A 12,231-nucleotide genomic window follows, 5' to 3' on the forward strand; every position below is an offset into this window, starting at 1 on the left:
TCGATGTTGCTCAATTTATTTGTGATGAATGTTTTCCTGATGCTTTGTGCATGGATTTGGGTGACATTTAATCATCGTGCAGGTTTGGTCGATGTCATTTGGAGCTTTGGAATAGCTTTAAATGTCCTCATCGCAGCAAATGTAATGAATGAAGCCCCTACATCTGTTCGCATTTTTCTAGCGATCGCGAGTGGTCTTTGGTTTCTCCGTTTAGCATGGCATTTATTCAGAAGATATATCCGAGAAGATTCTGAGGACACGCGTTATGCCAATATGCGCCGTGCGATGGGAGACTTTCAACATTTAGGTTTTCTTCTCTTTTTTCTATTTCAGGCTGGGTTGATCTCCTTATTCTCATATCCAATGATCAAATTGTTCAGTATACCTGCGATGCAGTGGAGTAACTCGACAGAACTGCTGCTGATTTCAGGATTAATCATGCTGGTTGCATTTATTGGTGAGGCACTCGCAGATCATCAGTTGTATCAATTTAAATTGAACCCGAATAATCGTGGCAAAACGATGGATCAAGGGTTATGGAAATATTCACGCCATCCGAATTACTTTTTTGAATGGATACATTGGTTTGCTTATCCAATCTTAGGTATAGCGGCGGGAACGCCTTGGTTGTGGATCTATCCGGTGTTGATGTGGCTCTTTTTGTACTACATCACGGGTATTCCATTTAGTGAACAGCAAGCGCTCAAAAATCGTGGTGCAAACTACAAGATGTACCAACAAAAAACATCAATGTTTCTTCCTTGGTCACCGAAAAAGTAGGTAATTACATGGATTCAATCGTTCAACAATCGTTAAAACTCATTGAAAGTGGCAAAGTTCCAGATCAAGTGATTCGTCTTGGTATCCAAGCACTTTGCAAAAAACGTCTTGAGCAAGAAGGTCGTTTTGACGCTGTATTCGCTTCACAGCGTTATATGGATGTATTAAGAGACTTGAAAAAAAGTGAAATCGCGATTGATACAGACAAGGCAAATGAACAACATTATGAATTGCCTACAGCATTCTTTCAGGCCGTGTTGGGCAAGCGTTTAAAATACAGTGCCAGTTTATTCCATGATGCTAAAACCAGTTTAGATCAAGCTGAGGAAAATGCCCTGCAGGTCTACTGTGAACGTGCGCAATTACAAGATGGTCAGGACATCTTAGAAATAGGCTGTGGTTGGGGATCACTCAGTTTGTATATGGCAGAGCATTATCCAAATGCCAACATTACGGTAGTATCAAACTCCAATACTCAACGTCTTCACATTCAACAACAAGCCAAAGAAAAGCAATTTAACAATTTGACAGTTATCACCTGTGATGTAAATCAACTCGAGTTGGAGCAAAACTCTTTTGATCGTGTTGTATCCGTTGAAATGTTTGAGCATGTTCGAAACTATCAGCGATTATTTGCCAATATTAGCCAATGGCTCAAAGCAGATGGTTTATTGTGGTGTCATATTTTCTGCCATCGATTTATTCACTATCCATTTGAAGTTAAAAATGATTATGACTGGATGTCTAAATATTTTTTTACAGGGGGGTTAATGCCTGCTGTTTCGACTTTCCTGCACTTTCAGGATCATTTACAGTTAGAAAACCAATGGCAATGGTCTGGACAACAGTATGAACATACAGCCAATGCATGGTTAAATAATATGGACCAAAAAAAGGACTTACTTAAACCACTATTTAAGCAAACTTATGGTCAAGATGCGGAAATCTGGTGGCAACGTTGGAGAATCTTTTTCATGGCTTGTGCAGAACTGTTTGGTTATGACAAAGGTCGTGAGTGGGTGATTGGCCATTATTTGTTTAAGAAGCGAGCTGTTTGAAGTTCAAACTAAGCTTAGCGATAAGGTGAAGAGGGTACATGTCCATGATGAGGCTATTTAGGGATAAACGCGATCATCCTTTGGGTGAGGTGTTTAACCGCTATTATTGGCTACAAATTGGTCTTATTGCCTTGTCTATTGTGATTGGGATTGGTTGCAGTGCTTGGGTCATTAAAGGAACATTGCTGACCACAGCGCTCGAACAGGAGATGGAGCATTACTGGCAGCGTATGGAGCGTAATCCAGAAGCTGCTTTACCCGACACTAAAAATTTATATGGATATCGTTGGTCCGATGACGAGTTAGCCCCCTCTGAATTTCGTAATTTAAAACTCCAATCGGGTGTACATCGACACTATATCGATGGTAAAGACCGGATGACGGTTTATGGGACACGCAATGGTGAACACGTTTTTTTAGTGTTTGGTGAAAGTAATGTTAATAAGCTTATTTGGCTGTTTGGTTTAGCGCCACTCATGGTCAGCTTATTTTTGCTATACAGTGTGCTGTGGTGGTGGAATCGCCGTGCACGCCGCTATTTTTCGCCCATCACACGCTTAGCCAATGCACTCGAACATATCGATTGGGAACATCAGAATAATCGAGCATCACCATTTAAAGAAATTAAAACAGATTCTAATTTGGAGGCTGAATATCTCAAGCAAGCACTTGAAAAATATCATCAAGTTTTAAGCGAATTCATTCAGCGTGAAAGAGAGTTTACTGGCGATGTTAGTCATGAACTTCGAACACCGCTCACAATATTGAAGGGAAATGTACAACTTTGTCAGGCCCGTTATGGTGATAACAAATCTTTTACTCGATTGCAAAACACAATCGAAGATATGCAGTTATTGGTCGATACACTTTTGGCGATTGCTCGAAATACCACAAGCAATTTACAAAGTGAAAAAACACGCTTATCAGAACTGCTTCAAGATGTTGTAAGTGACTTGAATAGTGTCAGTTTGGCAAAAGGAATGAGTATCGATTTAAACATCGAAGTTAATGAGGTCAAACGTCATTTATATCCATCGATGACAAAAATGGTGTTTAGCAATATTTTAAGAAATGCATTGAATTACTCTCAAGGTACAAGCATTAATGTCATTCTCGAAAAAAACAAAGTGTTGGTCGCAGATAATGGTATCGGGATTGATTTACCGAATAACTCTAAGGTGCAAGAACTAACGAATCAGCAGCTGCAACTCGATATCAAAGGTCATGGTATCGGGCTACAACTGGTTCAAAAATTATGTAAACAACTTGGCTGGAGAGTAGAGTTATTTGATCGTGAATACTATTTGATGACTCATCCAAAAGTTGACTTGTCACTCAGTTCAGGACTGATTGTGGTCGTTTACTTGAATGATCAGCCTCCAAAATAGTGTATTTGGAGGAATTTGATCTGAAGTGCGAATTCAGTAGTAACTAGTTTTTTCAGTAGTAACTAGTTTTATTCAACTGCGATCTTTAGACCTACCCCTGAAACGGTGTGTATTAATTTTTGTTCAAACGGCTTATCGACCATTTTTCTTAAATTATAGATATGGCTTCTGAGTGCATCGCTTTCTGGTTCTTCATCCCCCCATAACTCAAGCATGATCTCCTGTTTAGTGAGCACTTTAGGTGAGTTTCGCATAAGTAATTTTAAAAGTTTGAATTGAATAGGTGGCAGTTCGATCATTTGACCTGCACGAGTGATTTGCTGTAAAGCAGGGTCTAATGTGAGATCGTGAATTTTGATTTGGCTGTTAGATACTTCTCCTAATGAGCGTTTGATCAGTGCACGAACACGATAAACCAATTCATTAAAATCAAATGGTTTGACTAAATAATCATCTGTACCTGCTCGGAAACCTTTTAATTTATCATCCAAAGTATCACGAGCAGTCAGCATCAGTACCGGGAGGTCGAGTCCTTGTTCGTTGCGAAGCCATTCACACAGGTCATAACCTGTACCGTCAGGTAAATTAATATCTAACAGTAGAATATGATAAGGATGTTGTTTAAGCAGTTGACGTGCCACATCCAAATTACGCGCATGATCAACCACAAAATTATGCTCTTCTAAAAATTCACATAATGTTGAAGCAAGTTCGTAATGATCTTCGACCATTAAAATAAAATGTTTAGTCATGTCGACACGATTAGTCCAATAATTGCTTTTTTAAAGTATCACTAAATGGAGACGAACCCAGCCAAATTTTAAAATAATCATTGGCATTCATGTATTGAATTTTACCCAAAATTTTTTGATTTAGACTCAAAGTTAAAGTCTGGGTCGTATGGGTATAGCTTAGACTGTAAATATCACCAGATCGAACCGGTTGATACAATTGTGTGATCTGGTCAAGCTGTTTCAACGTATTGGCTTGTTTGACATTTCGTTTGAGAAAGTGCGTTGCAGCCTTTTTAAAAGCCCATTCTGGAATATGTTGAGTATAAGCAAAGTCCATGCGAATATCTTGATTCTTCCAAGTGCTTTGACAATTTTGAGCGAAATAAGTTGCTTTACCGACATTTTTTTGTCCGACTTTGAGGTCTCCTTGACCACACTCACGCACACTTTGTGCATGCGCGAGTGGTAATAAGAATAGACTCAAAGCAGAGAGGGTGATTATTGCGATTTTTTGAAAGGTAATAACCATGCGTATAACCCTCCAGCATATGGTAGTGAGCGAAATAAGCCATCAGCTGGGTCCCAAAAGTCTTGCTGGAACACAATTTTGTCTTGCTCATTGAGTTTTATTTCACTAATTCCATGTGATTCCATGCTTCGAGTCGTGCCGAAGATTTTAAAATCATATGCCATACGCCAATGCACATAGGCTGAGTCGTCAAAATGTGATGTGTTGAGCAATTTGACTGAAACATTACTGACACGGTTATTCATACCTTTGAAATGTTCGACTAGATTTTCACGCTTACTAAATTGTGAAAGTGTGTCATTGATATATAAACTGTCAGCATACAGATTGCTTGCTCGGTTAGTGAATTCAGGTGTACCTAAAGTATTGAATGCACTGGTAAAACGAACCCCTATATCTTGAGCTTTGGCAGGCGTCATGGTGATGCCTTGAACTGTCGATCGTGCTTGAGCATAATCATCAGAGTAACTTGGGATGCTTGCACAGCCTGATAAAAAGAGTAGAGGAAGGCTCAATGTCGCAGCCACAATTTTTTTGACGTGTTTCATGATCTCAATCCACTAATTTATTCTTATTTTTTAATCTACTGGCAATCTTGTGAAATGGATGTGAAATTAAAATATGAGCTGTGTTCGATGAAAGATATTTGTGTTAAAGGGAGTTCCGTTGAACTCCCTTTAACTTTGTTTTATTTAAATTTCCAAGTGTAATCAATGTTGACACGCATTTCGTCATCCGACTTAAATGCCATACCTACTGGTGGGATATCGTTACGGTAGCGACTATAACGTGTACGAATATTTAAACCTTCGAGTTTACCCGTTGGAACACGATAGCTGAGTTCAAAATCTAGAGCATCTTGTTCAAACGTTTGATTGTCGGTGTTACGAATTTCAATATCATCGCCTTTACTATAGCGAGTCATAAACTTTAGACCTTTCAATGAAGTGTCTTTAAAGTCATAGTCATAGCGTGCGTGATAGACTTTTTCATTAATGTTGGTGAAATCAGCACTCATACTATCTAAGAACACTGCTGGCTCTGAACCCGCTAAGGTCGGAAGAGCTGTATCACCAAAAGACTGCATATAGCCCAAACTGAAAGTATGATTGTTACGGTTAAGCCCAAAAATACCGCTCAAATGTTGATTTTCAATATGTCCTGCACGAGCTTGACCTGAGTCTTCACTCACAAACAGGCGTACATCCCCTAATAAATGCCCAATACCTATATCATGTTTGCTTTTTGCACCAATGAAATTTTGGTGATAAACATCATGAAGGTTGGCATGAAAGAGTTGCGCACTAATTTGATCGTTAAATTTATATTCAGCACCAAGCATGTGTAAGCCAGATGATTCGGCAGCAGTCTTAAATCGATTATTAGGATTGCCAACTTTAATTTTTTCATAATCTGTTGAATCACGTTGATTCACACGATCCACATACAGGGCATGAATTTTCAAATTATCCACTTCATTGATTTGAAGATGTGTACCTCGATAATTTTGCTGGAATAAACGAGCTGGAGAAGAGAACAAAACAGGGAACATTGGTGCGAGTGTACCCCCATGTAAAGTCGATTTGCCCACTTTCGCTTTTGCCGTCCAGCGAATTTCTCCATACTGATCAGCTTTACCTGATGGACTGGTTGGCAGTAATCCCGAAGCTGCATAATCGTCGGCATCACTGCCTAAAAGATTAAAACCTGCCAGTGCCATAATGTCTAAACCTAGTCCTACGGTACCTGGTGTATAGCCTGAATTAGCTTTAAAGATAAAACCTTGAGCCCAGTCTTTCTGATCTTTACCTGATGCATCTTGTGTATATGCGCGATCAAAATAAAAATTGCGAGCTGTTAGATTGACTGATGAATCATCTATAAATGAATTTGCTTGCGTTGTTGATAGAAAACCAGACGTAATTACCCCTAAAAAGATTGCAGAAAATCTCATTATTGTCCCTATATGAAAAGAGGAGCTAGACGTCTTGTCTAGCTCTAAAGTATTTAAAAAATGATTATGCAGATGTTGGTTGTTGGAAATGCAATTGTGCAGTTTCTTTATTTTTGAGTTTTGAAATGCTTAATACCATGATAATGGCTGCAACGAATGCCAACGCATAATATCCGTAAAGTACAAGTGATGAGATACCACTGTCGAGGAAAGCACCTGCAACTAGTGGAGACAAAATACCGCCTACACGACCAAAACCAATCGCATAACCAACACCAGTCGCACGAACATCAGCATCATAGATTGCAGGAGACATCGCATATAGACCTGCGACACATCCGTTTGACATCATGCCAAGGAATAAAGCGAGAATGAATGCGATCATGAGTGAACCAGTACTGTTCACAAATAACCAGATCAAGATTGCAGTTAAGGCAAGGAAAGCCGCTTGAACATAGTAAATACGGATACGTGAACTAATCAGACCTAACAGCGCAGCACCAAACATACCGCCAGCACTAATCAGGACACCTGCTGTTACACCTTGTTCAGTGGTCATCCCATTTGCAGATAAGATTTTTGGTGTCCAACTCATGACGAAGTAGAAACCAAACATAACGAAGAAGAAGCTAAACCAGATACAAATCGTTTGAAGTGCCAATTTAGGGCTGAACAAACGTGCCAAACCACTCTTTGCTTGTTCGCTGGTCATAGTGACCGTAGGAAGTTGCTGTAATGGGGTAATATTGATTTTCTTTGCTAAAACATTAATACGTTCTAGAGCATTTTTTGGCTGTTTAACCAAAAGGTAATCAAGTGATTCTGGTAAGGTGAAATAAGACACGACCAACATGAATAAAGTCGCTAAACCACCTGTTAAGAAGACTGCACGCCATCCGAAATTGCTGATAAGCGCAATTGCAATAATCCCACCAACGGTTGCACCAATCGCGTAACCTGTACATTGTAAGCTGACTGCGAGACTTCTCCAACGCAGAGATGCGTACTCACTTGCAATAACATTACTACTTGCGAGAATACCGCCGATGCCTAAACCAGTCACAAAACGCATCATGCCAAGTTGCATTGCAGTCTGAGCAAATGATGCTGCAACCATACTTACTCCAGAGATAAGTAGGCAAAGTAAGATGAGTGGGCGGCGACCGATTTTGTCAGCCCAAGGTGCAAGAAATAGTGAGCCAGCACCCATACCAAATAAGCCAGCACTCAATAGTGCACCAAGTTCAGCGCCAGTCAGTCCCCACTCGGCAGAAACAGATGCAGCAGTAAAGGCCATGACAAGAACGTCAAAGCCATCAATAACATTTAATAAAATACAGATACCGATAACAAACCACTGAAACCCATTCATGGTCTTGTTATTCATTTCCTCACGCGGGTTCTGAACCATTTACTTTCTCCATGGAATAAGACCTCATTGAAAAGCACTACGTGTGGCATGTGATTACATGTCATAAACGTAGGCAGACTTCAGAAGTCATCCTAGTAATGTTTAAGGTGTTCATCGCAGTCAGAACCCGTCCATATTCTGGTATTGATGAAATAATCAACACGTCTGCAATGTGCATGAATTTAGCATTATTGGATCCAAATTCAAGCAAAAAAATATTAACTTAGATATATTTTAGATTAAATGGATCCATATTTGCGAAGAAGTACTTGAAAAATATACTAAAGTACTAGGGATTAAAAAAATGAACGCCTCAGTTAAAGAAAGGAAAAAAATCTTAAAAGTTCATTCGAATCTTCCGAATTTTATAAAATAGCGCGCAAATCATGAGCTACTTGTTTAAGCTGGGGCAAAATATTTTGGATTAAATATGTTTCTGTAATTCTGTGGCTGGATCCGATACAGTTGAGTGCGGCTACAGTATCACCTTGCATGTTGAGAATAGGGACAGCTAAAGCAATAATTCCCAATTCATGTTCTTCTGTAGAAATGCAGTAGTCTTGTTTTTGAACAGTTGCAATAGTGTTTATAAACTTTTGATGATTTATGATGGTAAAAGGCGTTAATCTCTTGAGTGGATATTGTGCAAGCCATTGATTAAGTTCATCATGGCTCAATCTTGAGAGTAGTATTTTACCTGTTGAGGTGGCGTAGGCTGGAAGGCGATTACCTAGATGAATACCCAACGGACTCATTTTAGATGATTCGTTCTGTTGAGGAACACTTTTCGCAACAGGTACGACTTCATGTTCATCGAGCACCGTGACTGAATAGCTCAGTGCAGTTTTGATACTGAGTAAATTCAGCATAGGTTGAGCGACTTTTGGCAAATATGCAGAGCTTAGATAAGCACTTGAAAAGCGTAAAACTTTGTAGGTGAGCCAATAAAAATGTTCATCTGTGTCTAAATAACCTAAAAATTTTAAAGTTCTTAAATATCGTCGTGCTGCGCTGCGACTCAATCCTGTACGTTCAGCAATTTGGGTGACATTTAATTTTTGACGTTCAACACCAAAGCACTCTAATAGATTCAAACCTTTAGCAAGGCCTGCAATATAATCATCATATTGAATTACTTCTTTATTTTTAGCATTTGAAATCAATTCATTGCGCATGATATTGCTCTGATTTACACCCTTGAATTCTGATATCTTGTCCGATGATCGGTCATTTGTCACTAAATTCGGTCGTATTTAGGGCTAAAGTCTAGTACCTCAGTTGGAATTTCATTAGGTTTTACAAAAGGAAAAAAATTGAGGGTGTTTGCAATATGGAAATTTTAAAAACCAAAGTCGCGATTATTGGTTCAGGTCCAGCAGGTTTATTACTCGGTCAACTGCTATATAAAGCGGGTATTGATCATATTTTAATTGAACAGCGTAGTGTTGAATATGTTGCCAGTCGTATCCGTGCTGGGATTTTAGAGCAAGTTTCAGTAGATTTATTGACTGAAGCTGGTGTAGATCAGCAACTGCGTGAAAAAGGGTTACCTCATCAGGGTATTGAAATTCTAACCAATGGTGAAAAGCACCGTGTTGATTTAACGCAGTTGACGGGTGGTAAACAAGTTACGGTATATGGCCAAACTGAAGTCACCAAAGATTTAATGCAGGCTCGCACAGCAGCTCAACTCACTTCATACTACGAATCAGCTAACGTTCAAGTACATGATTTCTACGGTCAACCAAGTGTTACTTTTGAGCATAATGGTCAGCAAGTTAAAGTTGAATGTGATTTTATCGCTGGTTGTGATGGTTACCATGGCGTGTGCCGTGCCAGTGTGCCAGAAGACAAAATTAAAACTTTTGAGAAAGTCTATCCATTTGGCTGGTTGGGGGTATTGGCAGATGTACCTCCTGTTGCGGATGAACTAATTTATGTGCAATCTGATCGTGGATTTGCATTATGCAGTATGCGTTCTAACACGAGAAGTCGCTATTATCTACAAGTACCGTTAACGGATAAAGTTGAAAATTGGTCAGATGAGCAATTTTGGGAAGAGTTAAAAAATCGTCTAGATCCTGAAAGCCGTGAAAAGCTTGTGACTGGTCCATCAATTGAGAAGAGTATTGCGCCATTACGTAGTTTTGTCACTGAACCAATGCGTTTTGGTAAAATGTTCTTGGCGGGTGATGCTGCTCATATTGTACCGCCAACAGGAGCTAAAGGTTTAAACCTCGCTGCATCTGATATTGCGTATCTTTCTCAAGCTCTCATTGAATATTATCAAACGGGTTCTGAGCAGGGGATTGAGCAGTATTCTGAAAATTGCTTAAAACGTGTATGGAAAGCAGAGCGTTTCTCTTGGTGGATGACTCATTTATTACATCGTTTTGAGACAGAAACCGAATTCGAGCATAAAATCAAACAAGCTGAATTAAGTTATATTCTTGGTTCAGAAGCAGGGCAAACTACGCTTGCTGAAAACTATGTTGGACTACCACTCCAAAAAGCGAGTTAATCCTCTACGTTAAGCTTAATCCATTGGCTATTTTTTAGCGCACACCAAATTGCTCCACAATTTGGTGTGTTTTTTTATTAAACAAATTGTCTAAATTCAATCGAGGTTTGCTGTAATAAGGGCAGAATATACTGAATTAAATATTCCTTACTGGTTTTACCTGTCGGTGACACAATGTTCAATGCTGCGACAACATCAGCACGATGATTGTGAATAGGTACAGCCAAAGCATGTACGCCTAACTCATGTTCTTCAGCTGAGTAACAATATTCATCAGCTCTAACTTCTGCTAATAATTTTATAAATTTCTCATTATCGGTATACGTATATTTGGTGAGTGCTTTGAGTGGATATTTTTCCAACCATTCTTGTTGTGCTTCCTTGGATAAATAACTTAATAAAATTTTCCCTGCAGATGTCGCATGAGCGGGTAGTCGGTTACCTAAATGTAATCCATAAGGATTAACACGATCAGTCTGTTGATGCGCTGCACTACGTGCAATCGTAATAGCTTCGTAGCCATCTAATACCATCACGGAATAAATGAGAGAGGTTTGCTGAGTAAGTAAATTCAACAATGGCTGAGCAATTTTAGGCAGCTGTGCACCACTTAAATATGCACCTGAAAATTTTAAAACTTTAGGTGTTAAATAATAGTAATGACCATCAAACTCTAAATAACCTAAATATTCTAAAGTCATTAAATGTCGCCTTGCAGCGGCTCGAGTCAACCCTGTTTTTTCTGCAGCCATGGTCACATTTAAACGGTGACGGTCATTTGCAAAACAATCCAAGATAGCAAGTCCTTTGCTGATACCTGCAATAAAGTCTTCATGACGAATCCACTTTTTATTATCTGGATTTTGAAGTTGTCTGTTCCTTGAGTCTGATTCTGTAGACACAGCATTTTCCTTGCTATTTTAAAAATTGAATTATTGATGCTGATTTAGAATCTTGAGCAATATACTCAAGATATTGTTCGATCATCGAACAAAAAATCTGTAAATCGTACAAAAACCTTTTTTCAAGGTAGCTCAAGCTTTGTAATTTATCAAGAATGGAATGACGGAATCCAAGCGATTTAGTTGCATATTTCAATCTCCGTCCAGATTGAAATTGCGCTAATCGTGGATTCCTCAAATATTAAAATATGTTGTACAGAGGGAGTTGTTGGATGATCGATAAATCGTCACAGTCTTTAGTTGAAGCTTTATCCCAAATTAAAGACGGTTCAACCATTATGATTGGTGGGTTTGGTACCGCAGGTCAGCCTGCTGAACTCATCGATGGCTTAATTGAACTCGGTATTAAAGACTTAGTGATCGTCAACAACAACGCAGGTAATGGTGATTACGGCTTGGCTAAACTGTTACAAGCAGGCGCTGTACGTAAAATCATCTGTTCTTTTCCTCGTCAGTCTGACTCTTATGTCTTCGATGAACTCTACCGTGCAGGCAAAATCGAGTTAGAACTTGTACCGCAAGGCAACTTGGCTTGCCGTATTCAAGCGGCGGGTATGGGCTTAGGTCCAATCTACACACCAACAGGTTTTGGTACTTTGCTCGCTGAAGGCAAACCAACCATGAATTATGAAGGTAAAGACTACGTTTTAGAAAATCCAATCAAAGCTGACTTTGCGTTAATTAAAGCGCATAAGGGAGATCGCTGGGGGAACTTGGTGTACCGTAAATCTGCACGTAACTTTGGTCCAATTATGGCCATGGCAGCAGATATCACCATCGCGCAAGTATCAGAAGTCGTGGAACTCGGTGCCTTAGATCCTGAACACATCATCACCCCTGGGATCTTTGTACAACACGTTGTACAAGTTCAACCTGCGCAGTAATTTGAGATTG

The 12,231-nt window shown here is 39.4% G+C and carries 12 protein-coding genes; 5 read left to right on the plus strand and 7 right to left on the minus strand.

Annotated features, from left to right (window positions below; translation table 11 throughout):
- Positions 1-3 precede the first annotated feature (3 nt).
- From AC1M9I_RS02010 to AC1M9I_RS02020, 3 genes are read left to right on the plus strand one after another with little or no spacing between them, the layout of a single operon-like run.
- Complete coding sequence (locus AC1M9I_RS02010) at positions 4-780, plus strand: DUF1295 domain-containing protein (protein WP_481594070.1); 777 nt, start codon at positions 4-6, stop codon at positions 778-780.
- 8 nt (positions 781-788) lie between these two features.
- Positions 789-1,838 (plus strand): SAM-dependent methyltransferase, encoded by a 1,050-nt coding sequence (locus AC1M9I_RS02015; RefSeq protein WP_035269406.1) that lies wholly within the window; start codon positions 789-791, stop codon positions 1,836-1,838.
- Between the two features lie 44 nt (positions 1,839-1,882).
- Positions 1,883-3,226, plus strand: coding sequence for a sensor histidine kinase (locus AC1M9I_RS02020; protein WP_035269429.1), 1,344 nt, complete (start codon positions 1,883-1,885; stop codon positions 3,224-3,226).
- Positions 3,227-3,294: 68 nt separating this feature from the next.
- Here AC1M9I_RS02020 and AC1M9I_RS02025 read toward each other — a convergent pair whose 3' ends face one another.
- From AC1M9I_RS02025 to AC1M9I_RS02050, 6 genes are all read right to left on the minus strand, one after another.
- The gene (locus tag AC1M9I_RS02025; RefSeq protein ID WP_092768268.1) at positions 3,295-3,978 is read right to left on the minus strand and encodes a response regulator transcription factor; all 684 of its coding nucleotides are present in this window, start codon (positions 3,976-3,978) and stop codon (positions 3,295-3,297) included.
- 10 nt (positions 3,979-3,988) lie between these two features.
- Complete coding sequence (locus AC1M9I_RS02030; RefSeq protein WP_481594069.1) at positions 3,989-4,489, minus strand: chalcone isomerase family protein; 501 nt, start codon at positions 4,487-4,489, stop codon at positions 3,989-3,991.
- Complete coding sequence (locus AC1M9I_RS02035) at positions 4,459-5,037, minus strand: nuclear transport factor 2 family protein (RefSeq protein ID WP_171260728.1); 579 nt, start codon at positions 5,035-5,037, stop codon at positions 4,459-4,461. The genes AC1M9I_RS02030 and AC1M9I_RS02035 overlap by 31 nt, the downstream gene beginning before the upstream one ends.
- Before the next feature lie 140 nt (positions 5,038-5,177).
- On the minus strand, positions 5,178-6,443 hold the full coding sequence (locus AC1M9I_RS02040) for an OprD family outer membrane porin (protein ID WP_481610611.1): 1,266 nt from the start codon (positions 6,441-6,443) through the stop codon (positions 5,178-5,180).
- Between the two features lie 64 nt (positions 6,444-6,507).
- A complete protein-coding gene (locus AC1M9I_RS02045; protein ID WP_481594067.1) occupies positions 6,508-7,854 on the minus strand; it encodes an MFS transporter in 1,347 nt (448 codons plus the stop codon).
- A gap of 365 nt (positions 7,855-8,219) precedes the next feature.
- A complete protein-coding gene (locus tag AC1M9I_RS02050) occupies positions 8,220-9,029 on the minus strand; it encodes an IclR family transcriptional regulator domain-containing protein (protein WP_481610612.1) in 810 nt (269 codons plus the stop codon).
- Between the two features lie 155 nt (positions 9,030-9,184).
- On the opposite strand from AC1M9I_RS02050, the gene pobA reads away from it, so the two are divergent.
- A complete protein-coding gene (gene pobA, locus AC1M9I_RS02055) occupies positions 9,185-10,375 on the plus strand; it encodes a 4-hydroxybenzoate 3-monooxygenase (RefSeq protein ID WP_481594065.1) in 1,191 nt (396 codons plus the stop codon).
- Positions 10,376-10,452: 77 nt separating this feature from the next.
- Here pobA and pcaU read toward each other — a convergent pair whose 3' ends face one another.
- Positions 10,453-11,277: an IclR family transcriptional regulator PcaU gene (pcaU, locus tag AC1M9I_RS02060; RefSeq protein ID WP_481587829.1), complete on the minus strand. Its 825-nt coding sequence runs from the start codon at positions 11,275-11,277 to the stop codon at positions 10,453-10,455.
- Positions 11,278-11,549: 272 nt separating this feature from the next.
- Between pcaU and AC1M9I_RS02065 the strand changes: the two genes are divergently transcribed.
- Positions 11,550-12,221, plus strand: coding sequence for a 3-oxoacid CoA-transferase subunit A (locus tag AC1M9I_RS02065; RefSeq protein ID WP_035269637.1), 672 nt, complete (start codon positions 11,550-11,552; stop codon positions 12,219-12,221).
- Positions 12,222-12,231: the final 10 nt, after the last annotated feature.

This window comes from Acinetobacter sp. ANC_7553, assembly GCF_056779895.1.